Annotated in this window: 24 protein-coding genes; 10 read left to right on the plus strand and 14 right to left on the minus strand. The window is 53.9% G+C overall.

What is annotated here, in order from left to right; all coding sequences use genetic code 11:
- Positions 1-13: 13 nt before the first annotated feature.
- A complete protein-coding gene (locus NUS69_RS04800; RefSeq protein ID WP_258084657.1) occupies positions 14-1,174 on the minus strand; it encodes a tRNA pseudouridine(54/55) synthase Pus10 in 1,161 nt (386 codons plus the stop codon).
- 45 nt (positions 1,175-1,219) lie between these two features.
- On the opposite strand from NUS69_RS04800, the gene NUS69_RS04805 reads away from it, so the two are divergent.
- The 3 genes from NUS69_RS04805 to gatE all read left to right on the plus strand — a co-directional run bounded on the left by NUS69_RS04805 (position 1,220) and on the right by gatE (position 4,827).
- Entirely contained in the window at positions 1,220-1,513 is a 294-nt protein-coding gene (locus NUS69_RS04805; protein ID WP_258084658.1) for a transcriptional regulator, read from the plus strand.
- Positions 1,514-1,618: 105 nt separating this feature from the next.
- Complete coding sequence (gene gatD / locus NUS69_RS04810) at positions 1,619-2,938, plus strand: Glu-tRNA(Gln) amidotransferase subunit GatD (RefSeq protein ID WP_258084659.1); 1,320 nt, start codon at positions 1,619-1,621, stop codon at positions 2,936-2,938.
- Positions 2,938-4,827, plus strand: a complete 1,890-nt coding sequence (gatE, locus tag NUS69_RS04815) for a Glu-tRNA(Gln) amidotransferase subunit GatE (RefSeq protein WP_258084660.1) — start codon at positions 2,938-2,940, stop codon at positions 4,825-4,827. Before gatD ends, gatE begins: the two co-directional genes overlap by 1 nt.
- Positions 4,828-4,843: 16 nt before the next feature.
- Here the strand turns inward: gatE and NUS69_RS04820 are convergent, their stop codons facing one another.
- Complete coding sequence (locus NUS69_RS04820; protein WP_258084661.1) at positions 4,844-5,527, minus strand: hypothetical protein; 684 nt, start codon at positions 5,525-5,527, stop codon at positions 4,844-4,846.
- A 274-nt stretch (positions 5,528-5,801) separates the two neighbouring features.
- Here NUS69_RS04820 and NUS69_RS04825 point away from each other — a divergent pair, with 274 nt between their 5' ends.
- Entirely contained in the window at positions 5,802-6,455 is a 654-nt protein-coding gene (locus NUS69_RS04825) for a hypothetical protein (protein ID WP_258084662.1), read from the plus strand.
- Here NUS69_RS04825 and hmgA read toward each other — a convergent pair.
- Both hmgA and NUS69_RS04835 read right to left on the minus strand, forming a co-directional pair.
- Positions 6,452-7,678: a hydroxymethylglutaryl-CoA reductase (NADPH) gene (gene hmgA / locus NUS69_RS04830; RefSeq protein ID WP_258084663.1), complete on the minus strand. Its 1,227-nt coding sequence runs from the start codon at positions 7,676-7,678 to the stop codon at positions 6,452-6,454. The genes NUS69_RS04825 and hmgA overlap by 4 nt on opposite strands.
- Before the next feature lie 17 nt (positions 7,679-7,695).
- Positions 7,696-8,439, minus strand: a complete 744-nt coding sequence (locus NUS69_RS04835) for a MinD/ParA family ATP-binding protein (RefSeq protein WP_258084664.1) — start codon at positions 8,437-8,439, stop codon at positions 7,696-7,698.
- A gap of 151 nt (positions 8,440-8,590) precedes the next feature.
- Here NUS69_RS04835 and tdh point away from each other — a divergent pair, with 151 nt between their 5' ends.
- From tdh to truA, 4 genes are all read left to right on the plus strand, one after another.
- Complete coding sequence (gene tdh, locus NUS69_RS04840) at positions 8,591-9,643, plus strand: L-threonine 3-dehydrogenase (protein WP_258084959.1); 1,053 nt, start codon at positions 8,591-8,593, stop codon at positions 9,641-9,643.
- Positions 9,644-9,714: 71 nt separating this feature from the next.
- On the plus strand, positions 9,715-11,214 hold the full coding sequence (gene pheS / locus NUS69_RS04845; protein WP_258084665.1) for a phenylalanine--tRNA ligase subunit alpha: 1,500 nt from the start codon (positions 9,715-9,717) through the stop codon (positions 11,212-11,214).
- Positions 11,215-11,223: 9 nt separating this feature from the next.
- Complete coding sequence (gene pheT, locus NUS69_RS04850; protein WP_258084666.1) at positions 11,224-12,930, plus strand: phenylalanine--tRNA ligase subunit beta; 1,707 nt, start codon at positions 11,224-11,226, stop codon at positions 12,928-12,930.
- 256 nt (positions 12,931-13,186) lie between these two features.
- On the plus strand, positions 13,187-13,990 hold the full coding sequence (truA, locus tag NUS69_RS04855) for a tRNA pseudouridine(38-40) synthase TruA (RefSeq protein WP_258084667.1): 804 nt from the start codon (positions 13,187-13,189) through the stop codon (positions 13,988-13,990).
- Here the strand turns inward: truA and NUS69_RS04860 are convergent.
- A complete protein-coding gene (locus NUS69_RS04860) occupies positions 13,937-15,331 on the minus strand; it encodes a DEAD/DEAH box helicase (protein ID WP_258084960.1) in 1,395 nt (464 codons plus the stop codon). The two genes, truA and NUS69_RS04860, sit on opposite strands and share 54 nt — an antisense overlap.
- Before the next feature lie 73 nt (positions 15,332-15,404).
- Between NUS69_RS04860 and NUS69_RS04865 the strand changes: the two genes are divergently transcribed.
- Positions 15,405-16,670, plus strand: coding sequence for a UbiD family decarboxylase (locus tag NUS69_RS04865; protein ID WP_258084668.1), 1,266 nt, complete (start codon positions 15,405-15,407; stop codon positions 16,668-16,670).
- Positions 16,671-16,673: 3 nt separating this feature from the next.
- Here the strand turns inward: NUS69_RS04865 and NUS69_RS04870 are convergent, their stop codons facing one another.
- The 7 genes from NUS69_RS04870 to NUS69_RS04900 all read right to left on the minus strand — a co-directional run bounded on the left by NUS69_RS04870 (position 16,674) and on the right by NUS69_RS04900 (position 21,912).
- Positions 16,674-17,261, minus strand: a complete 588-nt coding sequence (locus tag NUS69_RS04870) for a hypothetical protein (protein ID WP_258084669.1) — start codon at positions 17,259-17,261, stop codon at positions 16,674-16,676.
- A gap of 95 nt (positions 17,262-17,356) precedes the next feature.
- Positions 17,357-18,274 (minus strand): ABC transporter ATP-binding protein, encoded by a 918-nt coding sequence (locus NUS69_RS04875; protein ID WP_258084961.1) that lies wholly within the window; start codon positions 18,272-18,274, stop codon positions 17,357-17,359.
- A 5-nt stretch (positions 18,275-18,279) separates the two neighbouring features.
- Positions 18,280-19,149 (minus strand): ABC transporter permease, encoded by an 870-nt coding sequence (locus NUS69_RS04880; protein ID WP_258084670.1) that lies wholly within the window; start codon positions 19,147-19,149, stop codon positions 18,280-18,282.
- Positions 19,150-19,379: 230 nt separating this feature from the next.
- Positions 19,380-20,171: an N-glycosylase/DNA lyase gene (locus tag NUS69_RS04885; protein WP_258084671.1), complete on the minus strand. Its 792-nt coding sequence runs from the start codon at positions 20,169-20,171 to the stop codon at positions 19,380-19,382.
- A complete protein-coding gene (locus NUS69_RS04890; RefSeq protein WP_258084672.1) occupies positions 20,168-20,545 on the minus strand; it encodes a HEPN domain-containing protein in 378 nt (125 codons plus the stop codon). Before NUS69_RS04890 ends, NUS69_RS04885 begins: the two co-directional genes overlap by 4 nt.
- Positions 20,521-20,937: a nucleotidyltransferase domain-containing protein gene (locus NUS69_RS04895; RefSeq protein WP_258084673.1), complete on the minus strand. Its 417-nt coding sequence runs from the start codon at positions 20,935-20,937 to the stop codon at positions 20,521-20,523. Before NUS69_RS04895 ends, NUS69_RS04890 begins: the two co-directional genes overlap by 25 nt.
- Positions 20,938-20,940: 3 nt before the next feature.
- Positions 20,941-21,912: a beta-ribofuranosylaminobenzene 5'-phosphate synthase family protein gene (locus tag NUS69_RS04900; protein ID WP_258084962.1), complete on the minus strand. Its 972-nt coding sequence runs from the start codon at positions 21,910-21,912 to the stop codon at positions 20,941-20,943.
- 69 nt (positions 21,913-21,981) lie between these two features.
- Between NUS69_RS04900 and folP the strand changes: the two genes are divergently transcribed.
- Positions 21,982-22,800, plus strand: a complete 819-nt coding sequence (gene folP / locus NUS69_RS04905) for a dihydropteroate synthase (RefSeq protein WP_258084963.1) — start codon at positions 21,982-21,984, stop codon at positions 22,798-22,800.
- Here folP and NUS69_RS04910 read toward each other — a convergent pair.
- Complete coding sequence (locus NUS69_RS04910) at positions 22,778-23,773, minus strand: AI-2E family transporter (protein WP_258084674.1); 996 nt, start codon at positions 23,771-23,773, stop codon at positions 22,778-22,780. The two genes, folP and NUS69_RS04910, sit on opposite strands and share 23 nt — an antisense overlap.
- Entirely contained in the window at positions 23,763-24,245 is a 483-nt protein-coding gene (locus NUS69_RS04915; RefSeq protein WP_258084964.1) for a PH1570 family protein, read from the minus strand. The genes NUS69_RS04910 and NUS69_RS04915 overlap by 11 nt, the downstream gene beginning before the upstream one ends.
- Positions 24,246-24,247: the final 2 nt, after the last annotated feature.

Below are 24,247 nucleotides of genomic sequence, written 5' to 3' on the forward strand. Positions count from 1 at the left end.
GTTTATAAAGTTTTCAGTCGTCAAGAATGTTCAGCACGTCCAGTCTTTCACACCACGCCGACTTTCCGAGGAGGTCACTCACAGAGGGCTTTGTTCTGCCCTTGTCTCCGGATATAAGCTCCTTGATGTAGAGACCCCCGTCAGTGACGAGCCGGAGCTCAAAGTGGTTCTCATCCAGCCACCTTGCCTCAGCCTCGTGAACCCTCTTGACCCTGACCCTGTCCGCTCTAGCCTTTCTCACGCGCCAGGGAGTCCGCTGATGAATTTCAAGGCCTCCAAGCTCCCGGGCAATACGTTCAGCTTCCCCGGGTGTTACCCCCTCGTCAACACGGACGAGGGCAAGGTATTCCTTGCGGTGATTCCGGGTGAGAACTTCCTCAGCATCTTTCGGTGAAACGAAGCGCAGGTTCAGAACCTCTACCTTTCCGCTCGCGTTTATTTCCCTCGCTATCGCGTCGAGGTCGAGTCTCCTTCGTTTGGGACGCTTGATTTCAACTATGAATGGCCTCCCGTTTCCGAGCATCCGAACGTCAACGTCTTCCCTTCCCGCCCCTTTAAAGACACACTTTCCGCCGGATGCCCTTGAAAACGCACGGCAGATTATTGATGCGACGCTGTCTTCGAAGTCAGGCAACGGTGTCTGCGGAATGCCGCGCAGGAGCTTCCGGTAGCGGCCGTAAATGTGGAGAGGGTTTATCTGGAGTTCGATTTTTCCGGAGTAAGGCTCAACTATGAAAACGAGGTCCGGGTTTTTGGCGGTGTCCCTCCCGGCGGCCAAACCAAAGGCCTTCCCAAGCTCGCGGTTGAACTCGCGGTTTATGGGCTCATAAGTCCCTATCCCAAACTCCTTCCAGATGGCCTCTTCCCTCTCGCGTACTTTCCCCGGAAAGCGGGAACCGACGAGGAAGGTCTCAAACTCGATATCTTCGGCTACTTTTTTCATGTCTCCAACGAGCTCAGGGATTTTATCAAAAACGTTGCCGCACAGCTCGCACGTTTCAGGCTCTTCAATCGGTGGCAGCCCTTTGGCAGAGCGCTCCATGTTGAGAACAAACCTTATCGCTCTTCCGCGCTCCTCGTTCGTCCCCCTGCCAAGCTTTGCGAAGAGCCTTCCCAGGCAGTGGTCACAGAGCCTGTGAGACTCAAGCACCCTTTCGGCGTTCTCGATTATCATACTCCCACCCTAAGATTTATATCTCGCCAGTCAAAGCTTCTCGCGATGATGACTCGTAGACAGCGCATAATAAAGCTTTTGGAGGAGAGGGACTACTCGCCGGGGGAGCTTGCATTGGCCCTCGAACTGAAAGGCAGGGGGGCAAAGAAGGTCATCATCGAGGATTTGAAGGCCATTCAGAGAACTCTAAAGCGTGAGGGAAAGGTGCTTCTCATAAAGCCCGCCGAGTGCAGGAAGTGCGGCTTCGTTTTCAGGCCCGAAATCCACGTTCCCTCCCGCTGTCCGAGGTGCAAGTCGGAGTGGATAGAGGAGCCAAGGTTTAAGATCGAGGCTAGATAGTTGTCATTCCGGCGAGATCCACGGAAAAATCCTGCCGGGTTTTGTCACTTGTCCAGCCCGAAGGTTTATATTGGATTGAACGCACTATTCCCCGGAGGGAGAGCTATGCGCAAAGTTGAGAGGTTTATGAAGGATAAGAATCTAGAGGTCGGAGATTACGTCCGGATAATCGAAAAGGAGAACGGAAACACGAGCGTCTATGAGGGCATCGTCATGAACCCCTACGAGCTCTCCAGCGGCGAGACCCTCACGCTAAAGCTCGACAACGGATACAACATCGGAATACTGGTTGACCAGATAGTTTCAGTTGAAATCATAGAAAAGGCCGCTCCCCGGGAAGAGCTGAAGTTCGAGGAGGTCTTCCCCAAGAAACCGGGACTTCCAAGCGTCGCGATAATAGGAACCGGCGGAACCATAGCGAGCAGGATTGACTACAAAACGGGTGCCGTTCATGCGGCCTTCACCGCTGAGGAGCTCGCCAAGGCCGTTCCCGAGATATTTGAAATAGCCAACATAACGCCGAAGCTCCTCTTCAACATAATGAGCGAGGACATGCGCCCGGAATACTGGATCAAAATAGCCCACGAAGTAGCGGAAATGCTGAACAACGGTGAGGACGGCGTAGTCATCGCCCACGGAACGGACACGATGGCCTACACCGCCTCGGCGCTCAGCTTCATGCTCCGCGACCTGGGCAAGCCGGTTATTCTCGTCGGCTCCCAGAGGAGCTCAGACAGGCCGAGCAGCGATGCGGCGATGAACCTCATCTGTTCCGTCAGGATGGCGACTGCCGACTTCGGAGAGGTTGCCATCGTCATGCATGGCGAGACCGGCGATACCTACTGCCTGGCCCACCGCGGAACCAAGGCAAGGAAGATGCACACTAGCAGGCGCGATGCATTCAGGAGTATAAACGACATCCCTCTCGCGAGGATATGGCCTGAAGGTAAAATCGAGTTCCTCAGGAGCGACTACAGGAAGAGAACCGAGAGCGAGGTCTGGGTGGACGACGAGATGGAGGAGCGCGTAGCCCTCGTTAAAGCGTTCCCGGGAATCCAGCCGGAGGTCATAGACTTCTTTGTTGATAAGGGATACAGGGGAATCGTCATCGAGGGTACAGGACTGGGCCACGTTCCGACCTATCTCATAGACTCCATAAAACGCGCCACTGATGAAGGCCTCACAGTCTGCATGACCAGCCAGTGCCTCTACGGCAGGGTGAACCTCAACGTTTACTCCACCGGCAGGAGGCTTCTCAAGGCGGGCGTCATACCATGCGAGGACATGCTCCCTGAGACTGCCTATGTTAAACTCATGTGGGTTCTCGGCCACACTGACGACCCGAAGGAAGTCCGCGAAATGATGCTGACCAACTATGCCGGCGAGATAACGCCCTACACCAGATTTGACACTTTCCTGAGGTGATGATGATGGCGTACGATTACGAAAAGCTCGGTCTCAAGGTTGGCCTTGAAATCCACAGGCAACTGGATACCAAAAAGCTGTTCTCACCCGTCCCAAGTGAGTTCAGCGACGAGGTTGACTTCACATTCCAGCGCAGGCTCAGACCAACTATAAGCGAACTCGGGGAGGTAGACCCGGCCGCGCTTGAGGAATTCAAGAAGGGCAGGACATATGTTTATGAAGGAAACTACGGACTTACCGACCTCGTTTACATGGACGAAGAACCTCCCCACATGCCGGACGAGGAGGCACTTAAGGTTTCCCTCCAGATAAGCTATCTCCTCAACGCCACCCCGGTTGACGAGGTCCACTTCATGCGCAAGATAGTCATAGACGGCTCAAACGTTTCCGGCTTCCAGAGAACCGCGATAATAGCCATGAACGGAAGGGTTGATACGCCATGGGGAAGCGTCGGCATTCCGACGATCTGCCTGGAGGAGGACGCATGCAGAATCGTCGAGAGACGGGATAAGGAGGTAATATACCGCCTCGACCGCCTCGGAATCCCTCTCGTTGAGATAGCAACAACCCCGGACATACACCACCCCGAGCAGGCGAAGGTGGTGGCCAAGTACATAGGCGACGCGCTGAGGGCAACGAGAAAGGTCAAGCGCGGTCTCGGAACCATCAGGCAGGATCTGAACGTCTCCATCAAGGGCGGCGCAAGGGTCGAAATCAAAGGTGTGCAGGAGCTGGACATGATACCGGTCATCATTGAGCGCGAGATTGAGAGGCAGCTCAACCTGCTCGCGATAAGGGACGAGCTGAAGAAGCGCGGGGTCAAGCCCGAGGACATAGGGGAGGAGTTCCACGACGTCACTGATATATTTGAAAACACCGGCTCGAAGATAATAGCGAGGACGATAAAGAGGGGCGGAAAGGTTCTGGCAATAAAACTCCCCAAGTTCCGCGGGCTTATAGGTAGGGAGATACAGCCCGGAAGGAGACTTGGCACCGAGATGGCCGACAGGGCCAAGAAGTACGTGAAGGGCATATTCCACATCGATGAATTACCGAATTATGGAATTAGGGAAGAAGAGGTCAAGGCTGTCGTTGAGAGGCTTGGCCTTGGTGAGCTTGACGCCTTCGTTCTCGTTGCCGCGGAGGAGGAAACCGCAAAGAGTGCCCTCCGCGAGGTTCTCCAGCGCGCGAGAGAGGCCATAGAAGGTGTGCCAGAGGAGACGAGAAGGGCTCTGCCGGACGGAAACACCCAGTACATGCGCCCCCTGCCGGGGAAAGCCAGAATGTATCCTGAAACAGATATACCCCCGATACTGATAACGGACGAGATGAAAAGTGAGATACTTGCAAATCTGCCCGAGCTCCCGCAGGAGAGGGTTGAACGCTACGTGAGGGAGTACGGGATAGACAAAAGCCTTGCTGAGACCCTCGTGAACGACGAGCGCGATGAGCTCTTTGAGGAGCTCATACAGAAAGGCGTCAAGCCGTCTTTAGCCGCTTCAATACTCGTGGTGGTTCTCAAGGGGCTCAAGAAGGAGGTACCTATAGAGAACATCAGGGACGAGCACATCAGGGAGGCCTTTGACCTCTATCTGAGCGGAAAGATAGCCAAGGAGGCCTTCGAGGACATATTCAAGGAGCTGGCGAAGAGCCCCGAGAAGACCGCAAAGCAGGTCGCTGAAGAGAAGAGCCTGACGCTCCTCAGCGAAGAAGAGGTCGAGAGGATAATCGACGAGGTCATTCAGGCGAACATTGAGGTCATCAAGGCCAAGGGGATGGGTGCGATGGGCATGATCATGGGCAGGGCGATGGCGAAGCTCCGCGGAAGGGCGGACGGAAAGCTCGTCAGCTCGCTCGTGAGGAAAAAGATTCAGGAGGCCGCTCCCTGAGGCCTCTCTTTTTTCATTAAACCCCCAGGAACTTGCGGACTTTGAATTTCAGATAGCCAAAAAACGCACTGTTGAGGTATGAGTCCGTCGAATGGGTGTAGAGCGTTCTTGCTATCCTGTGGTCTTTAAAGTGGAGAAAGGCCAGCTCCCTGAAATCTTTCTTATCAAACAGCAGGATCGTGTTGGCGAGCACCCGGGCACCAAAAGCGTCCAGCGGGTCATAACGTACCCTGGCGAGCTTTCGGGGAGTTCCTATTTTAATCCGCCGGTAGTTTCTGGCTATTATCTCATCGATGAGCGTGAAGGTGCCTTTTCTGAAGCCTGCGGGATGGTCTTTGATCTCGATCTTTGTGGGCTGCACCACCTTATCGAGCACGTAGTACTCCGGGAACAGCTTTTCGCGAATTTTTATCAGATCAAGAAGGTTGAAGAGGGCGGTGAGATACGTCTCAATAACGGTTTCAGGTGTTATGTCCATGTAGTAGAGCTCGTCCAGGAGGGCCCCTTTTCCCTTCGGGCACTCCATTCGCAGAAGCTTTGTCCCATGGGAATCAACGATATAAAGGCCACTATCGACGAGAAAGCTCTTGTACGCAGGGGACTGAATAACCACGTCCTCAAACAGCAGCTCGAACAGCTTGGAAGTTGATGTCACGAACATCGATTTGCAGGCGTGCCCATCTATTTCAACCTGGATCATTGGAAACTACCATATACGTATCCGGCAACTTCCTAAATTAACTTTTCTTTGATTCTCTTATATTGCCGAATGCACAGCGGGGAATGGATTCAGATAGCCTCGATGCCATAAAAATATTTCAAAATACTTCAACAGGGGTTATCATCTGCAACTGCTACGCCATAATTAGTTTGGGAAGATGATAATATCTTCCATTATGTGCAATATACAATGATAACCCCCAAATCATCAGTCAGGATGAAATTTTTAAACTCTAAAAATGGTATTCATTACGATGGACATAGTAGAGAGGTTCAGGAGAGTTCTTCACATATGGAAAAGCTCAAAGAAACCCGTTAAGTATGCACGGGTCAGATGTGATCTCCTATCAGAATGCATAAAGAGGACAGAGAGACTTCTCAACTCCAAGGGAATACGCTACAACAGGCTTGTCGACCCTGACCCATACCTGCTGACGGCAGTGGCGGAGCCCTTTTACGAAAAGGGCGAATTTTTAGGAGTATTGGAGCTGAAAGACGGGCTTAGTCGTGCGTTCTACCTGCTCGAGTCGAACGTTCCGATAAACCTCAAAGATGTTCCAGGGCTTGAGTTCGACATAGCCTTCATGATTCGGAAAAAAGAGGGATTGGCCGCACTTCTGCGGGTTATACACGAGGGAAAGGTCGGCGGAGCGAGGCACAAACACCGCTCCACGCTGAACTTCCTCACCAGCTTCTTCGGGAGCCTCTTCCTGTCCTCAGTAATGGACTTTGAGAGCTACTGGGTTCAGTTCATCATCATGCTCATTCTGACGGTCGTCCTATTCATGATACTCGATTATCCGTTTTCGTTGCTCTATTTTAAGGGGGTGGAGGTTGTATCAACCGCGGAACAGCCAACAAAGATCTTTGTTATCAAGGTTAGAATGGAAGAGGAGAAAAGGAGCTAACGCCCCAGCTCGGCGTGGGCCTTTGCCAGGTGCTTCGCCGCTATTGCCGCCAGGAGGGAGAGTTCCCCAGCGAGGACGGCACCGGCTATTATCTCCGCGAACTTCCTGGCGTTCGTTCCCGGCGGGTCGCCGCCGCCTGCAACGCCCATTATACTCAGAGCCTCCCTCTGCGTGGGAACCCTCGTTCCGCCGCCTACAGTACCTATCTCAAGGCTCGGCATGGTGACGCTAATGTAGAGGTCTCCCTCGGGGGTGACCTCGGCGAGGGTTATGCCGTGCGAGCCCTCGGTGATCTGGGCCTCGTCCTGACCTGTGGCAAGGAAAATAGCACCGACTATGTTGGCAAAGTGGGCGTTGAAGCCGTAGGAACCAGCTTGGGCTGAACCAACGAGGTTTTTCCTGTAGTTGACCTCGGCTATGAGCTCCGGCGTCGTCTTAAGCTTCTTCTCGACTATCTCGCGCGGAATTATGGCCTCGGCAATAACGGTCTTTCCGCGGCCGTTGATGAAGTTCATGGCGTTGGGCTTCTTATCGACGCAGAGGTTGCCTGAGAGGGCGAGGTACCTCACATCGGGGAAGTGCTCCTCGATGACCTTCATTATCTCCTCGCTCGATATCGTCACCATGTTCATGCCCATGGCATCGCCGGTCTCGAACTCGAAGCGGAGGTAGAGGTTGTTGCCGACGATGTAGGGCTTAACGTCCCTTAGCTTTCCGTGTCTGGTGACCTTGCTGACAGCCGTTTCCTGGAGGTAGTCGATGTTGGCCTTGACCCACTCGGCAACTTCCCTCGCCCTCCTCGCGTCGGGACACTTGAGGAGGGGCGCGCGGGTCATCTTGTCGTCAATTATGGTCGTCTTGACACCCCCTGCGGCAGTTAAAGCTGAACAGCCCCTGTTTACTGAAGCAACGAGAGCGCCCTCGGTGGTCGCGAGCGGGATGTAGAACTCGCCCTTTGCGTACTCGCCGTTAATCCTGAGCGGCCCAGCGACGCCCATCGGTATCTGGACAACGCCTATCATGTTCTCGATGTTCTTGCCTATCAACCTGTTGGGGTCGATGGAGTAGTGGCCGATGTTCTCAAGGCTGACGCCAAGCTTCTTTTCAAGTGCCTTTCTCCTTATTTCAGTGGCGAGTCTCTTATCGCCATCCGTGTATTTTTCGATCTGGTGGAGCTTTATCTCTCCGCTGGCTACCTTATCCACAAGCTCTTCCACGTTCATACCAACACCCCCAGAAATCAGCTGAATATCCATTCCTCAAGTATCTCCCCCGTTTCGCGAAGGGCTATCGCCGCATCGCTTTCAGGGAGGTATCTGACTATGGGAACCCCCCTGTTTATGGACTCAGGAACGTTATAATCGAATGGAACCCATCCAATGACTGGAACGTCCAGGTCGCTCTCCACTGCGTTCACTATTTTCTCAACGACATCGGCAGATTCCCTCACCTTGTTCAGTATAACGCCAATATTTAGGTTGTACCTCTCGCCCAGAACTTTCAGCTTCTCAATCTCGTTTTTCACCATGGTCTCGAAAGAATATATCGGCGAACGCTCGATTTCAACAACAATCAGCTGGTAGTTAGCGACCTCAAACGTCGGGAGGGTGTCAAATGGTATACCCGTGGGGGAGTCCACAAAGACGACGCCAAACTTGTATTTGACCCTCTCCAGTATGTCGACGAGCCTCTTGGGCGAGATCCCGAGGACATCCTGGAGCTGGGTGCTTCCGGGCATGACATGAACTCCGGTCTGGGGGTGCTTGTATATCGCCCACTCCGGGTCGATATCCGGGTTTCTCAGGAGAGAGTGGAGGGTGTACTTTACGGTGTCAAGAGCAAAGTGAAAGCCAAGATTCGGGAGGTAAAGGTCACCATCAACCGCCAGAACACGGTACTCCCTCATCGCGAGATACGTACTGAGGTTTGCGGTCATTGTGGTCTTTCCTGCACCGCCCCTTCCCGTCACCACTATCAGCGCCATCGTTAAACCCCCTTATCACGTGGAAATACTCAAAAGAGGATATAAGGTTTCCGATGGGCATTGGAAACATCCCCTACAGTATCTATGGCCGCAAAAGGTTTATATCGTCCCCCATTCAGATTTTCATTGTAAGGTTAAGGAGATGATTGCCATGGCCGAGAAGATGCCTGCCATTGTAAAAACCAAGCCCGCTTACGGTGCTGAGCTCGTTGAAGTCGATGTCCCAAAGCCCGGACCGGGAGAGGTTCTCATCAAGGTTCTCGCGACGAGCATCTGCGGGACTGACCTCCATATCTACGAGTGGAACGAGTGGGCCCAGAGCAGGATCAAGACCCCCCAGATCATGGGTCACGAGGTTGCCGGCGAGGTAGTTGAGGTCGGCCCGGGTGTTGACACCCTTGAGGTCGGAGATTACATAAGCGTTGAGACCCACATCGTCTGCGGTAAGTGCTACGCCTGCAGGCATAACCGCTATCACGTCTGCCAGAACACCAAGATATTCGGCGTCGACATGGACGGTGTTTTTGCCGAGTACGCGATAGTTCCCGCCCAGAACGCCTGGAAAAACCCCAAGGGCATGCCGCCAGAGTATGCCACCCTTCAGGAGCCCCTTGGCAACGCAGTTGATACTGTTCTTGCAGGCCCGATAGCGGGAATGAGCACCCTCATAACCGGTGCCGGGCCACTTGGATTGCTCGGCATAGCGGTTGCCAAAGCGGCGGGTGCTTACCCGGTTATCGTAAGCGAACCGAGCGAGTTCAGGAGGAAGCTGGCCAAGAAAGTTGGAGCCGACTACATAGTCAACCCCTTCGAGGAAGACCCAGTTAAATTCGTGATGGACGTGACCGATGGGGCCGGTGTGGAGGTTTTCCTTGAGTTCAGCGGGGCGCCAAAGGCCCTTGAGCAGGGTCTGGCCGCAACAACCCCCGGGGGAAGGGTTTCTCTGCTTGGACTCTTCCCGCGTGACGTCACCTTTGACATGAACAACCTCGTAATATTCAAGGCCCTTGAGGTTCACGGCATAACAGGCAGGCACCTCTGGGAGACCTGGTACACCGTCTCAAGCCTAATCCAGAGCGGCAAGCTCAACCTTGACCCGATAATCACCCACAAGTACAGAGGCTTTGACAAATTCGAGGAAGCCTTCGAGCTGATGAGGGCAGGTAAGACAGGAAAGGTCGTCTTCTTCCCCCACAGGGGCTGATTGATTTCTTCTTCTCTTCCACCGCAATTTTTAAGTAACTCTTCTCAAACTCAACCCAAGGAGGTGGCCCTATGGAGCTAAGCTATCAGGAAAAACTTACTCTCATAAAGCTCAACGAGGTTAAAAAGGTCAAATTTGAAGATCTCGTCGAGAGAACCGGCCTCGATCAGGTAGCCGTTATGCGTTCCCTCCTTGGGCTTCAGAGCAGGGGTCTGGCCAGGCTTCAGGAAAAGAGCGAGAGAATAGCAAAGCTGACCGAAACCGGGAGAAAGTATGCCCGGATTGGTCTTCCCGAGTGGCGGGCACTCGCGGTTCTGAAAGAGAGGGGGAAGATAACCCTGGACGACCTCAGGAGCGTCCTCAGTGAAGACGAGCTGAAGCCCATAGTCGGGATTCTAAGAAAGGAAGGCTGGGCCTCTGTGAGGAAAGAGGACGGAAAGCTCGTTCTTGAAATCACCGAAAAGGGAATGAACGCGAAGGAAAGGCCGATTGACCTGGCCCTCAAGCTCCTCGCCGAAAGGAAAGTTGTCCCTCTGGGCGAGATTGAAAAACTTGTCCCGGTCAAGGAGCTCAAGAGAAGAAAGATAGCCGAGGAAGACACGGTAACAGAAAGGTTCGTTGAGATAACGCCCGCGGGAGAGGAACTAACCCCAAACATCGAGCTGAAGAAGGAGGTCTCTACCTTAACCCCGGAGCTGATAAAGTCCGGCAAGTGGAGGGAAGTCGAGTTCAAGCGCTTCAACATCCATGCCCCTGTCAGGAAACTGCACCCCGGCAAGAAGCAACCGTACAGGGCATTCCTCGATAAGCTGAGGAGAAGGTTAATCGAGATGGGCTTCATAGAGATGACCGTTGACAGCCTTATCGAGACCCAGTTCTGGAACTTCGATGCACTCTTCCAGCCCCAGAACCACCCGGCAAGGGACTGGACGGACACGTATCAGCTCAAATACCCAAAGAGCGGCCACCTGCCGGCGGAGGAGCTCGTCGCCAGGGTTAAGGCCGCCCACGAGCACGGTCTGGCGGGTTCACGGGGATGGGGCTATGTCTGGTCCCCTGAGAGGGCGATGCTCCTCATGCCCAGGGCGCACGGAACCGCACTAGATGCAAGACAGCTCGCCAAAGGAGTGGAGATTCCCGGAAAATACTTCACGATACAGCGCGTTTTCCGTCCAGATGTCCTCGACAGGACGCACCTCATCGAGTTCAACCAGATTGACGGCTTTGTCGTCGGAGAAGACCTGACCTTCAGGCACCTGCTCGGAATACTAAAGCGTTTCGCTGTGGAGATAGCCGGAGCCAAGAATGTGAAGTTCCTGCCAGACTACTACCCGTTCACTGAACCCAGTGTCCAGATGAGCGCCTATCATCCGGAGCTTGGATGGGTGGAGTTCGGCGGTGCCGGAATCTTCCGCGAGGAGATGACAAAGGCCCTTGGAGTTGACGTTCCGGTGATAGCGTGGGGGATAGGAATAGACAGACTTGCCATGTTCAAGCTCGGGATAGACGACATCCGCTACCTGTTCAGCTACGACCTGCGCTGGCTGAGGGAGGCAAGGCTCGTCTGGTGAGGTGATAATATGCCGAAGTTCGACGTTTCCAAGGCTGACCTTGAAAGGCTGGTTGGAAAGACCTTCACCGTTAAGGAGTGGGAGGACCTCTTCCTCTACGCCAAATGCGAGCTGGACGACGTCTGGGAGGAGAACGGTGAGATATACTTCAAGGCCGACTCAAAGGACACCAACAGGCCCGACCTTTGGAGCGCAGAGGGCATAGCGAGGCAGATCCGGTTTGCCCTCGGCCTGGAGAAAGGCCTGCCGAAATATGAAGTTGAAAAGAGCGACGTTACGGTTTACGTCGACGAGAAGCTGAAGGAAATCCGCCCCTACGGTGTATACGCCATCGTTGAAGGACTGAGCCTCAACGAAGAGGCACTCAAGCAGATGATCAACCTCCAGGAGAAGGTCGCCCTGACCTTTGGAAGGAGGAGAAGAGAGGTAGCGATAGGCATCTTCGACTTCGACAGGGTGAAGCCGCCGATATACTATCGCGCCGCAGAGAAGACTGAAAAGTTCGTCCCGCTGGGCTTCGATGAGGAGCTGACGCTGGAAGAAATTCTTGAGAGGCACGAGAAGGGCAGGGAGTACGGCCACCTCATAAGGGACAAGCCCCACTACCCGCTCCTCGTTGACAGTGAGGGCAAAGTCCTCTCAATGCCCCCTGTTATAAACTCCGAGATAACCGGCAGGGTAACCACCGAGACTAAGAACGTCTTCGTTGACGTCACCGGATGGGATTTGAAGAAGATAACCCTTGCCCTGAACGTGGTGGTTACCGCCTTGGCGGAGCGCGGAGGAAAGATCAAGAGCGTTAAGGTCGTCTATCCAGACTTCGAGATCGAGACCCCTGACCTCACCCCGAAGGAATTCGAGGTCGAGCTGGACTACATCAAAAGGCTGACCGGACTGGAGCTGGGTGACGAGGACATCAAGAACCTCCTGGAGCGCATGATGTACCGGGTCGAACTGACCGATGGTAAAGCAAGGCTCCTCTATCCAGCCTTCCGCGACGACATAATGCATGCGAGGGATGTCCTTGAGGACGTCCTAATTGCTTACGGCTACAACGAGATAGAACCGGAGGAGCCTGAGCTGGCAGTGCAGGGCAGGGGTGACAAGTTCGTCGAATTCGAGGACGCGGTCAGGGAGCTGATGGTCGGCTTTGGCCTTCAGGAGGTCATGACCTTCAATCTCACCAACAGGGAGGCTCAGTACGGGAAGATGCTTGCTGAGGCCGGCCGGGACTACTTCACCCACCCGCCGGCGGATCTCGTTGAGATAGAGAACCCGATAAGCCCCAAGTGGTCGGCCCTCAGGGTGTGGCTCACCCCCAGTCTGCTGGATTTCCTGAGCCAGAACACCCACGAGGAGTACCCGCAGAGAATCTTTGAGGTTGGAAAGGTCACCCTGATCGACGAGAGCAGGGAAACAAAGACCGTGAGCGAGAGCAAGCTGGCGGTTGCCTTAGCTCACCCGCGCGTAACATTTACAGAGGCCAAGGAGATACTCGAAAGCGTTATGCGCCACCTCGGCTTCGAATACGCGCTGGAAGAAATTGAACACCCGAGCTTCATAGAGGGCAGGGTTGGAAGAATAGTGGTGGACGGAAAGGTGATAGGGATAATCGGAGAAATCCACCCGGCAGTCCTAGAGAACTGGGGAATAGAAATGCCCGTGGCGGCCTTCGAACTGTTTTTGAGGCCGCTCTACAGGGAGCCCTATCTCTAGTCCCTCTTTTTCATACTATTTTGAATCAGGATGCACATTATTTCAAAGTTCGTTAGGTTTGTCAATATCTCCGCGTCCCAGATCATTTCCATGCCTCTTCACCCCCAGATTTAGTTAATTCTCGCTATTTATCAATCTTTCCCCACAACGATTGGACTGGTTCCAAAATTATAATTTATGTTTGTAAAGTATTTTGTCGATGTATCAATTCCGATAATGGGAAAGGCATTTATACCCTCCCCCGGATTCAACAACCATGCGGATGGCCCTGAGGATAGCGTACGACGGTACTGCATTTTACGGCTTCCAGAGACAGCCAAACCTCAGGACAGTTGAAGGGGAGCTCATAAGAGTCCTCTCAAAGCTCGGGATAATGCGGGACGCCGAGAGCTCGAACTTCAAGGGCGCATCCAGAACGGACAGGGGCGTCTCCGCGTTCTTTAACGTTGTGGCCTTCGACATTGATAGCAGACCGGACCTCGTTCGGGGTGAGGTTCTCAACCACCACCTAAAGGACGCATGGGTTCTTGGCGTTGCTGAGGTGTCCGAGGATTTCCACCCACGCTTTTGGGCAAGGTCAAAGACCTACAGGTACTACCTCGTTGATGAGGGCTTTGAGGAGAACCCCATGAAGGAATGCGCCTCAATCTTCGTGGGAAGGCACGACTTTTCGGCCTTTTCAAGGCTGGAACCGGGAAAAGACCCCGTGAGGGAGCTAACGAGGGTCGAGGTGAGAAAGAGGCATGGTTACTACGTCATAGAGCTTGAGGGCAAAAGCTTCCTCTGGGAGATGGCGAGAAGGGTAGTTAACGCCATCAGATTCTGCGGTCTCGGCCTCATGGAACCGGAAGAGGTTGAGGGGATGCTCTCCGGAAACTATGAGAAAAAGGTGCCCCCAGCGGCTCCAGAAGGCCTAATCCTCTGGCACATAGAATATGAGGGGATAAACTTCCGCATGGACGAAAGGGGGCTTAAAAAAGCGAAACGTGACATCTTTAAACGCTACTCACGAGCGCTTACGAGGGCGGCCCTTTTTGGGGACGTTCTCCTCAAGCTTTGAAGCCATTTCCCTGTCGTAGTACCTGCCATAATACTGCTTGAGGGCCTTCTGCCTCTCGATGAAGTGGGTAAAGAGCAGGGGATCATCGTCCTGGATGTCAACAATGACGGCCTTCATTCCCCTCTTTGGCCTCAGGGCGCGACCTATGGTCTGGATTGTCATTATGTCGCTCTTTCCACCCCCGGCGAGGATTATCGCGGATATCTCGGGTATATCAACGCCCTCTTTGAGGAGCGTGGAGACGAGCACCGGTATGCTACCCTCCTTAAAGCCTTCAAGGATGCCCCACCTGTCGGGACTCTGAGAGCTGAGGAACTCGGCCTTTATCCCCTCTTTTTCGAGCATCTCCTTCAGGATTTTGCCGTGCTCTATGCGTTTGACGTCTATGAGAACGCGGTGGCCTTTTCTGGCCAGTTCGGCGGCTTTTTGCACTATTGCCCTGTTCCTCTCCTCGTTGTTCATTATCATATCCTCGTAAAGCTCCTTGTAGCGCTCGCTGAACGAGGGCATCTTTGACTCGTAGGTTATTATCTCGAAACGGGGCCTTGCGAGAAACTTCTCCTTTATCAGGTCTTCAGCTTTGACCTCGAATATGGTCGGACCGACGACGGCTTCAATCTTTATCTCCTCACCGCGAACGCGCCGCCATGGTGTCGCCGATAGTCCAAAGCGGTAAACCTGGGGGAGGCTGAGACCCAGCCTGTAGAACTTCTCAGCGGCGGAAGTCCTGTGGCATTCGTCGAACATCACTATCGCGTACTCGTTCTGGAGCTTATCCGCTCCCCTGGAGAGAAGGGTCTGTATCATAGCAACCGTTACGGCCCTCTCCTCCCACCTGTTGTCCCCAACTATTCCCGGCTCAATGCCCAGAACTTCCGTAACCTTGTCCGCCCACTGGTAGAGGAGCTCTTTGGTGTGAACTACTATCAGCGCGGAAAGGTCAAGCTCGTGAATTATGCGCAGACCCACCACGGTCTTTCCACTTCCCACCGGAAGGGAAAGAACACCCATCTTTTCTTTCAGAGCCTTTTTTATCGCCCTCTCCTGATATCTGCGCATGAGGTAGTTCTCGTTCCACGTGGAGTTGAGCTTTACACCCCGAACCTGTCGCTCGTCCCTGACCCTCACCCGATAGCCCTTAGAATTGAGGAACTTCTTAACCCTTGGAAGGACACCCACTGGAAACGTCCGCTCATAGGGATCGTAGAGGCTTTCGGGCTTCTCCCACTTCCCAAAGTCCTTCTTGTAGCTCAGCAGCTCGTATATCTTGAAGTAAACCTGAGGATCAGCCTTCTCAACTTTCACCAGTGCCGAACCATCCGGAATTCGAAGGACTACCATAGGCATGGCCAATCACCGGGAGTTTGGAAAAAGGCTTTATAGACCTTTTGGAACACCCATCTAAGGTGGTGAAATGCTGAGGGAAATCATCGAGCGTTTTGAGGATACCGTCATCGTGGAAGAGCCCGTGAGCAAGGAGCTTGAGGTAACCAAGTATCTCGTAAAGTACCGCGACAGGCCGGTTCTCTTCAGAAACGTGGACGGCTGGAGTTTGGCAGGAAACATCTGGAGCACCAGAGAGAGGATAGCGGGTTACCTCGGAACTGAAAAGGAGAAACTTCTGCACTTTATAGCTAGTTCCATGGAAAATCCGGAACCCTGCAGGACGGTTGAGAGTGCACCGTTCATGGCAAACTCTACTGAGGACTTTTCTCTCCGTGAGCTCCCTGTTCCAAAGTACTATCCCCGGGATGGGGGCCAATACTTTACCTCCGCCATGGTCATAGCCAAGGACGAGGAAGGCTTTGTCAACATGTCTTTCCACAGGATGATGGTCATTGACGACAAAAGAGCCGCCATAAGGCTCGTTCCGAGGCACCTGTACGCTATATGGAAGGAAAAGGCCGAAGCCGGGGAGGAACTGGACGTCAGGATAGTTGTGGGGAATCCGATACACATCCTAATCGCCGGTGCGACGAGCGTCGCCTACGGAACGAGCGAGCTTGAAATCGCATCCGCGATGAGCAGGATGGCCTTTGGAAAGCCCCTCGATGTTTTCGACCTCGATGGAATCCCCGTCCCAGTCGAGACGGAGTTCGTCTTCGAGGCGAAGATACTCCCCGAGCTGACCGACGAGGGACCTTTCGTTGACATAACCGGAACCTACGACCACGTGAGGAAGCAGCCGCTCGTCGTCTTCGAGAAGATGTACCATGTGGACGAGCCCGTTTTTCACGCTCTCCTTCCGGGGGGCTACGAGCACTACATGCTGATGGGACTCCCCAAGGAGCCGCAGATTTACGCGAGCGTTAAGAGGGTCGTGCCCAGAGTTCACGGTGTGAGGCTGACCGAGGGCGGTGCGATGTGGCTCCATGCCGTTGTCAGCATAACCAAACAGCACGATGGAGACGGAAAGAACGCAATACTGGCTGCTTTCGCCGGCCATCCAAGTCTGAAGCACGTCGTTGTCGTTGATGAGGATATCAACATTTACGACGACCGTGAAGTGGAGTGGGCGATAGCGACGCGCTTCCAGGCGGACCGGGACCTTGTGATTATTCCCAACGCCAGGGGCAGCTCCCTGGATCCGTCCGCGGAGAAGAGCCTAACCGCCAAGTGGGGGATTGACGCAACCAAGCCGCTGGGGAGGGAAGAAGAATTCGACAGGGCGGAGGTTTAATTTTTATCCCTTCGCTCCCACAGCTTCTCCCAGCCTGACTTCCAGCCTGTCTAAGAGCCTGGCCTTCTCTATCAGATACCAGAGGGTCAGAAAGCCAACCCCCGTGGAGAGGAAGGGGTTTAGGAGATAGAGTGGCGTTAGCAGGGCAAAGACGATATAACCCATGAAAAACGCGGAGAGTGTGTATGCGACCTTCCCGGTTCCCAGCCGGTACGCTGCATAGATGCCCGCAATGGCTATGGGTATCTCCCACGGGACGAGGATGAACTTTCCCCAGAGGTGCCAGCCAAGCCTTGGAAAACCGTACCAGACACCGTCAGGAAAGAATGGGATACCCCCAGTAAACGTATCTGCCAGCAGATGAAGCCCGTTTCCAATGACACCCAATGGACCAAACGGGAGGACGTAGAGGAACGAAACCCACCCATGGTTGAAGAAAGTCCTTGTGAAGTCCCCCGTGGCGAGCAGCATCTGGATGAAGCTGTAGTCGGGGGCTGAGTTCGCCACGACAAATACCGCGAGGAGCTTTTTGTTCCAGCCCCTCCAAGCGCCTATCATGTAAGCAACGAAAATGTGCATGGGAAGGAGCATGAGACTCACCTTTAGGTAATCCGAAATTCAATCGAACGCCCTAAAAAGATTTTGGTTCGAATTCTGAATAATGCGTGGAAAAACAAGAAAGGAAGTCACTCCACCATCTTGAGGAAGATTTCCTCAAGGCTCGGAGCCTTTATCTGCATTGTGAGCACCTTGGCCCCCTGAGCAGCGACGAAGTCATGAATCTGTTCCCTGATGTCCTCCGGCGCCACTATGCGGTACTTCTTCTCACCGAGGGGTGTGACCTTCCACTCGACACCGGTGAAGTTGATGGGGATGTTGGTTTCGAGAACTATGGTGTACCCAGCCTTCCTGAGGAACTCCCTCTTGATGCTGTCAAGGTTATCCTCCACACGGAGCTTGCCCTTAACTATGACCCCGACGGTGTCGCATATCTCCTCAACGTGGGCCAGTATGTGGCTTGAGAAGAAAACTGTCTTTCCAGCCTTCCTCTGCTCTCTAATAATCTCCTTGAACTCGGCTATTCCCGTTGGGTCAAGGCCCGTCATCGGCTCGTCCAGAATTAGAAGCTCCGGGTCGTTGATGAGCGCCTGGGCAAGGAGGAGCCTCTGGCGCATCCCCTTTGAGAACTTACCGACCTTCCTGTCCCTGTCCTCCCACAGATTGACCAGCTCAAGGAGCTCCCTGATGCGCTTTTCCCTCTCTGACTTTGGAATCCCAAAGGAGTCAGCGATTATCTCAAGGGTCTGAACGGGTGTAAGAAACTCCCAGAGGGTAGCGTGCTCCGGCATGTAGCCTATGCGCCTCTTGGCCTCAACGAGGTTTCCCTCATTGAACTTGCCGTTGGCGAAGACCTCAAGGTCAAAAAGCTGAATCCTCCCCTCCTGAGGGAATATAAGCCCCAGCGTGCTGAGTATAGTTGTGCTCTTGCCAGCACCGTTCGGTCCGAGGAAGCCGTACACCTGGCCGGGTCTAACCTCAAGGTTCAGGCCATCGAGGGCACGAACGTCCTTGTAAACTTTAACGAGATTTTCAATCCTTATCATCGTCATCACCTCAGATCCATGCGGAGGAAGCGGTAGAAGCCGATCCCAAGGTACACAAGCGTGAGTCCAACGAGTATCCCGAAGTTAGTGAGGTTGTTTCTGATGGCATACGCCATACCGCGATACTCAGCGGTGACGTTGGAAAAGCCCCCGGGGGTTCCCGTCAGTGTCCCTACATCCCTCGTTATAATGCCCACCTGGGACGTCGGAACGTAGAACAGATACTTTGTGGTGTACTCCTTCTGGAGCTGCATCATATCCTGGTTGGGATTGTTTATGGTGTCCCTGATGACCAGATAACCCACGATGTTGGGCATTATGAGGAACATCACGAAGGCGAGCACCAGGGCTGCTCCAAGGGCGGAGCTGGAAGACCTAATGAGTGTGGAAATGATGTAGCCCAGAGCAACGAGCTGAATCATCGCTAGAAGGAGCAACATGTTGAGCAGCAGAACGTCAACGACGAGCTGACCGCTCAGGGGTGCTCCGAGATAGACCACTCCGAGCACGCCGACGAGGGTCGATATCAGGAGCGCCATGAGCAGAACGGCCGAGTGTGCGAGGAACTTGCCGCCGATATAACCGAGGCGCTTTATCGGCTTGCTCATGGCAACCCGCAGCGTTCCCTTCTCTATCTCGCTGTTTATTGCCGTGGCACCTATCAAAAGGGCAAGAATCCCTATGAAGAAGCCGGCCATTCCGGTAACGAACTGTATCAGGAAAGTCATTGCCCCTTCAACTGTGAGATCCTCAATCCCAGAGCGCTTCATGATGTAGAAGACCGGAATGTAGAGGAGTATCATGATCCCCAGTATCAGCCAGAGCTTTTTCGTCCGAAGGCTCTGCTTAAACTCAAGCTGAAATCCCCAAAGCATAGGCATACCCCCTTATTGCGATATTGGAGTGAACACCATCACTCGAACTACAACTAACATAAGGAGTATAAAAATTTTGTCCATTGAGTTGGAGCGATGAGGCCCCCACTCCGTTGCCAAGCAAAGCCCTATGGGCAGTTATAATGAACCCCATACCTTTCACCCCGATGCATCGAACTTCGAGGTATTGTTGACGTCAGGATATTTAAGCCTTTGGGTTCAGAACAGGCTCAAAGCGAGGCCAGCTTCAAAACATCCTCCCATTCCGGACAGTGCTTCTTTAACCGCCTGAGAACTTCCCCGCTCCCTCCCAGAACCGGCCAGAGTATTGAGTCTATGTGGAGCGGCGGGATTCCTGTTTGCTCTGCAATTCTGCCCCAGAAGCTCACCGGCGGCTCGTTCGTAAAGCGTTTAGTGTAGGCGTTTATCCTGACGTCGTCGGGTATCTCGATGGCCATCGGGTATGGGACAAACTCACCGAAGACTATCCTCCCCGCGTAGCCGAACATCTTGACGGCAAAGACTATGGTCTTGGCGCTTCTCTTTGAGTTCAGAGCCCTGGCCAGGTCGTCCCTGAGCCCGGCCATTCTCCGGAAGTAATACTCTTTGAGGGCTGGGAGGTCGAGGGATTCGAGGAAGGGCTCCAGCTTCTCCAGCCTCCTCACCTTTCCTTCGACGAGGCGCCTGTTGGTTCTTGAACCGGGGAGGAACTCGGCGTAGGCATCGGCGATGCTCCCTTTCGGCGGATTCTCAGAGAAATAACGTGAGAACTCCCACCACCACTGCTCTCCCCTGGCTGAGAGCTGGTAGCTCACTATGGAGTTCGCAATGACGAGCTTGATGAAGAGCTCGTCGTCTTCGAGGCTGTTGTGGAGGTTCCTGAGGGCGTCGAACTGGAGGTCAACCTTTTCCTCAATGGTCTTTGCGCAGTCGAGCCCAAGGTCGCTGAGGATATCCACAAGCTCCCGGGTTTTCCCATCGTCGGATTTGTACTTCACCTTGATGAAGCGGTCAAGGGTCATAACTTGCTCCCCACCATGTTGTATATCCTTCTGGCGGCTTCGTACCACCTGGAAACGTCCTCAATGTGGTAGTCAGTGAGCGGATTAAATCCAGGAGTGTAATACCTGCTCCTCGTGTACTCCCTTTCGATCTCGGCGAGACTTAGCAACAGCTCATCGTCAAGCTCAATGCCCGCAAGGGAAATGAGGCCACTCAGCTTATGGGTGCGAACGTCCATGTTTCTTGAGAGAAGAAGAGCTTTCAGACTCTTTTCAATCGCCTGCTGGATGTGGAAGACGGCAAAGTTCAATCTACCCGAGTTAATCTCGTCGAGGGCAGCGTTCAGGTGCTCCTCTGCAAGGCGGAGGGTTAGACCAGCTGGGCTATCTGCCATTGTTTGTCCCCCTCAATGAGGCGGGGTTTTCTCTTTCTAATGTCCCTCTTAAGCGCCTCCAACATACCCTTCCAGTGCTCTTCACCATGCAGAACCCTGTATCCTGTAAGTATTCCCCACAGCAGGGGGTTATCAGCTGAAAGCTCCCCCTCACGGAGAATTATCACATCGAAAGAAACGCCCAGCTTGAGTTCCAGTCTAAACAACTCCTTCCAGAATTCCCTCTTGTCGGATTTATCCTCCCCCACAATCACAAGGATGTCATAGTCAGAGCCCAAGCCCGCCAGACCCCTCGCCCTGGAGCCAAATAGGAGGACAACTTTTACACTCCCATCAAAGTGTCTGTCTAAGAGTTTTAAAAGTTCCTCCAGTGGCTCCATCACACCCACCATCGTTTACCCTTCTCCAACAGACCTTATCAACCTTTCGAGAAATGCGCTCTCTCCTATTACCTCCACCCCGGTGTTGTTCGGAAGACCGAGCTCGACCTTCGCCTTTATCCCGTGCTCCCTGAGGTAGTCGTGAGCTTCCTCGCTGAGCCTCTGGAATTCACTCCTGAGTATCAACCCGTAAACCGTCGGCCCCCAGGAGCTCTGGCCGTGGCCGTAGGTTTTCTCCGTCAGAAAGTCGAGTATAAGCTTGACGTCCTCCCTGAACTCCCCGCCCTGGTAGGCCTCGAAGTGTTTTCCAACGAGCCTCTGTATCGCCGAGAGATGTTTGCCGAAGGTTCTCACGTCCTTCTCCCTGAGGGCCGGCAGGAGACCGAGCAGTATTCTGTGGCTTATCTCCATGGCAACGTCGGTTCTCCCCACAACCCTGGCCATCACGGGCTTTTCCTCCTCTTCATCCAGTCCGGGCTTGAGCTCAGGAATAACCAGGAGAAAAGCCCAATCCTCCGGGAATTCCTCGCGGAATATCAGGGGCGGAATGCCGTTCCTAACGCCGCCGTCTATGACGAACCCGCCGTAGGCAAAAGAATAGACCCCGGCGCCTCCGTTCCTCCCCCTACCGAGAACCCTTGCCAGCTCCTCAGTGGAGACGCTTAAATTGTTAAGTCTCGCTATGGCAGTACCGACCGCCAGGCTGAGCTGGGTGGTGGAGCCGAGACCTACGTGCCGGGGGATGGCCCTCCTGACCTCGACGATGTAGTTGACCCCGGTTTCGTAGGCGGAGTTCATCCTCTTTATGGTGAACTCGATGGTTTTTCTATCCTCACCCTTGGCGACTATCTCCATGGTCTCGCCTTCAACTATTTTGACCTCATAGCCACCTTTCAGGGCAACACCGAGGCTTCCAAAGCGCCTTCCAAAGGTGGCAGATGGATCAATGAGACCCAGGTGAAGCCTCCTTGGAGTGCGGATTATCATGAACACCACCAGAACTGGAAGGGCAAAAGTCCTTTTATACCCAGCGGCTATTTTTAGGCGGTGAAGGCCATGAAGTTCGCCGGAGTTGACCTGAGCGAGCCGAGGATAATGGGCGTCATCAATGTCTCCCCCGAGAGCTTCTACAAGGGGAGCGTCAGGGACGATGAAGATAGGCTGATTGAGACCGCAGTAAAGATGGTTGAGGAGGGTGCGTCCTTCATCGACATCGGCGCCAAATCGACGGCCCCTTATCTTGAGACCCAGATTCCCCTGGAGGAGGAAATCAGGAGGGCGGTCTGGGCGGTTAAGACCATCCGCGACCACGTCGATGTGCCGATAAGCATAGACACTACCAGCGCAAAAGTCGCCGAAGAGGCGCTCAAAGCGGGGGCGGACATTATAAACGACGTTACCGGGCTGAAGGGAGACCCGAGGATGGCCGAAGTGGCCGGCGAGTACAGCGCTCCAACGATAGTCTGCGCCCACGGTGAGGTTAGGAACCTCAGCGACCCTGTTCACACCGTCATCGACTTCCTTCAGGAGAGCCTTGTAATAGCCGAAAAGCACGGGGTTGAAGAGATAGCCATAGACCCGGCGATAGGCTTCCTCCGCCCGGAGTGGCCGCCCTGGTACGAGTGGGACTCAAAGGTCATAGCCAACCTCGATATTCTCAAAATCTTCGGAAGGCCGATCCTTGTCGGGATATCTAGAAAATCGTTCATCGGGGCAATAACCGGAAGAAAAGACCCGGCGGAGAGATTGCCTGGAAGCTTGGCGGCGACAGCAATAGCGGTCTTCAACGGGGCGAACATAATCAGGACTCACGACGTTAAGGAGACCCTAGACGCGGTCAAGGTTGCCCACTTCATTCGGCGCTTTTCACCTTGACCTCCTTCCATTCTTCCACCAGCGTTGCCAGTAGCGAAAGCGCCACGGGGCCGATTATGATGCCCACGAATCCAAAGGCAAGATAACCGCCGAAGATTCCAACGAGTGATATGAGGGCGTTGACACCCTTCTCCCTTGTCCCCAGCCTGGGCCTCAGGAGTACATCCGGAAGGGGCGAAATGAAGACGATTCCATAGAGGGCAAAGACAACGGCGCCGGCAACGTTGCCGCTGTTGAGCATGTAAACCGCTCCGGCAAGCCAGACAACCCAGCCGCCGAAGACGGGAAGGAGCTCAAAGATTACGGTGAAGATTCCGGCGGCTATAGCTCCGCCGGGTTTGGCCAGCCCGAAGAGTACGAAACCCCCGGCGGTAAATACACCCTTGAGGATGCTGATAGCCAGCCAGCCGCGGAGAAGGCCGTGAAGTGTCTCGCCAGCCTTTTCAAGGAGTTTTATCGCCAGCTCTCTGTTCTCCGGGGGGAGAAGCGAATAAACTTCCCGTCTGATGGCCCTGGCGTTTATGAGCATGCCGTAGAAGGCGAAGACCATCACTATCGCCTGAAGGGAGAGCTTGGGCAGGGAATATGTGTAGCCGAGAACGTATTCCTCAAAGCGCTTCGGAATGTCTTCAGCGAGTTTCTGAAGGAGTTCATAGGCGGCATCGGGGAGGTTCCATGTGAGGAGCCACTCAAAGAAAGCGTTGATGTAGTACGCGAGCGAGCTTTTAACGTCGTTTATCCACAGGGCAAAGCCGATTATGAAGAGAAACGTGATAACGGTAAGGATTGCAGTAATGGTAAACGCTGAGACCCTGTTGCCCGTCCTCTCCGCCAGCCTCTCGTGGAGGGGATAAAGGATGTAGGCGAGAGTCACCGCAAGGATGATGGGAGAAAGGATGGGACTAACCGTCTCCCATACGAGGTAGAGAACTATGAGCGAAACCGCTATCCATATCCCCGCCTCAAGCTCCATCGAGCATCCCCAGATACTTCAGTATCAGATCCCGCGCGCTCGGCTTGTTGAAGACTATGAGGGTCTTGGTGCCCTCGTCAAGGATGAAGTTCTTTCCTAGCGCTAATAAACCTTTCTTGAGCCTGTGAATCTCCGCCTTCTTAAAGTCTATACCCTCCCTGACTTCCTCAGGAGCATCAGTCTCCTCTAGGGCCTTCTCAAGCCTGTTGAGGACGCTCTGGTTGAGGAACTTTATGGGGTTCGGCCTGAACTCCTCGGCAACCGCCTCACTCCCGTCCATGTAGATTCCCCAGAACTCCTTGGCGCACTCGAATGGGTAGACGTAGTCCTCCCCATAGTCGGGGAGGTACAGCTCCCGGATCACTGCAAGGAGAAGCCTCCTGGCGTCGTTTCCGTAGAACTCGATCCGGAGGTTAAACTTCCCATCCTCAAAACCGTTTTCAAACACCTCAAGCTTCTCCTCGCAGAGCATAG

This window comes from Thermococcus thermotolerans, assembly GCF_024707485.1.
GTDB classification, from domain to species: Archaea; Methanobacteriota_B; Thermococci; order Thermococcales; family Thermococcaceae; genus Thermococcus; species Thermococcus thermotolerans.

Excerpts from the sequence above, each read along its gene's own strand:
- NUS69_RS04895 (WP_258084673.1), bottom strand. The coding sequence starts at position 20,937 with ATGGTGGGTGTGATGGAGCCACTGGAGGAACTTTTAAAACTCTTAGAC.
- NUS69_RS04915 (WP_258084964.1), bottom strand. The coding sequence starts at position 24,245 with ATGCTCTGCGAGGAGAAGCTTGAGGTGTTTGAAAACGGTTTTGAGGAT.
- NUS69_RS04805 (WP_258084658.1), top strand. The coding sequence starts at position 1,220 with ATGATGACTCGTAGACAGCGCATAATAAAGCTTTTGGAGGAGAGGGAC.
- pheT (WP_258084666.1), top strand. The coding sequence starts at position 11,224 with ATGCCGAAGTTCGACGTTTCCAAGGCTGACCTTGAAAGGCTGGTTGGA.
- NUS69_RS04900 (WP_258084962.1), bottom strand. The coding sequence starts at position 21,912 with ATGATAATCCGCACTCCAAGGAGGCTTCACCTGGGTCTCATTGATCCA.
- NUS69_RS04910 (WP_258084674.1), bottom strand. The coding sequence starts at position 23,773 with ATGGAGCTTGAGGCGGGGATATGGATAGCGGTTTCGCTCATAGTTCTC.
- gatD (WP_258084659.1), top strand. The coding sequence starts at position 1,619 with ATGCGCAAAGTTGAGAGGTTTATGAAGGATAAGAATCTAGAGGTCGGA.
- NUS69_RS04885 (WP_258084671.1), bottom strand. The coding sequence starts at position 20,171 with ATGACCCTTGACCGCTTCATCAAGGTGAAGTACAAATCCGACGATGGG.
- NUS69_RS04890 (WP_258084672.1), bottom strand. The coding sequence starts at position 20,545 with ATGGCAGATAGCCCAGCTGGTCTAACCCTCCGCCTTGCAGAGGAGCAC.
- NUS69_RS04865 (WP_258084668.1), top strand. The coding sequence starts at position 15,405 with ATGCTGAGGGAAATCATCGAGCGTTTTGAGGATACCGTCATCGTGGAA.
- folP (WP_258084963.1), top strand. The coding sequence starts at position 21,982 with ATGAAGTTCGCCGGAGTTGACCTGAGCGAGCCGAGGATAATGGGCGTC.
- NUS69_RS04875 (WP_258084961.1), bottom strand. The coding sequence starts at position 18,274 with ATGATAAGGATTGAAAATCTCGTTAAAGTTTACAAGGACGTTCGTGCC.
- truA (WP_258084667.1), top strand. The coding sequence starts at position 13,187 with ATGCGGATGGCCCTGAGGATAGCGTACGACGGTACTGCATTTTACGGC.
- gatE (WP_258084660.1), top strand. The coding sequence starts at position 2,938 with ATGATGATGGCGTACGATTACGAAAAGCTCGGTCTCAAGGTTGGCCTT.
- NUS69_RS04820 (WP_258084661.1), bottom strand. The coding sequence starts at position 5,527 with ATGATCCAGGTTGAAATAGATGGGCACGCCTGCAAATCGATGTTCGTG.
- NUS69_RS04800 (WP_258084657.1), bottom strand. The coding sequence starts at position 1,174 with ATGATAATCGAGAACGCCGAAAGGGTGCTTGAGTCTCACAGGCTCTGT.
- NUS69_RS04835 (WP_258084664.1), bottom strand. The coding sequence starts at position 8,439 with ATGGCGCTGATAGTGGTGACGGGAAGGGGCGGTGCAGGAAAGACCACA.
- NUS69_RS04825 (WP_258084662.1), top strand. The coding sequence starts at position 5,802 with ATGGACATAGTAGAGAGGTTCAGGAGAGTTCTTCACATATGGAAAAGC.
- tdh (WP_258084959.1), top strand. The coding sequence starts at position 8,591 with ATGGCCGAGAAGATGCCTGCCATTGTAAAAACCAAGCCCGCTTACGGT.
- pheS (WP_258084665.1), top strand. The coding sequence starts at position 9,715 with ATGGAGCTAAGCTATCAGGAAAAACTTACTCTCATAAAGCTCAACGAG.
- NUS69_RS04870 (WP_258084669.1), bottom strand. The coding sequence starts at position 17,261 with ATGCTCCTTCCCATGCACATTTTCGTTGCTTACATGATAGGCGCTTGG.
- NUS69_RS04860 (WP_258084960.1), bottom strand. The coding sequence starts at position 15,331 with ATGGTAGTCCTTCGAATTCCGGATGGTTCGGCACTGGTGAAAGTTGAG.
- hmgA (WP_258084663.1), bottom strand. The coding sequence starts at position 7,678 with ATGAACGTGGAAGAGCTTGTGGATAAGGTAGCCAGCGGAGAGATAAAG.
- NUS69_RS04880 (WP_258084670.1), bottom strand. The coding sequence starts at position 19,149 with ATGCTTTGGGGATTTCAGCTTGAGTTTAAGCAGAGCCTTCGGACGAAA.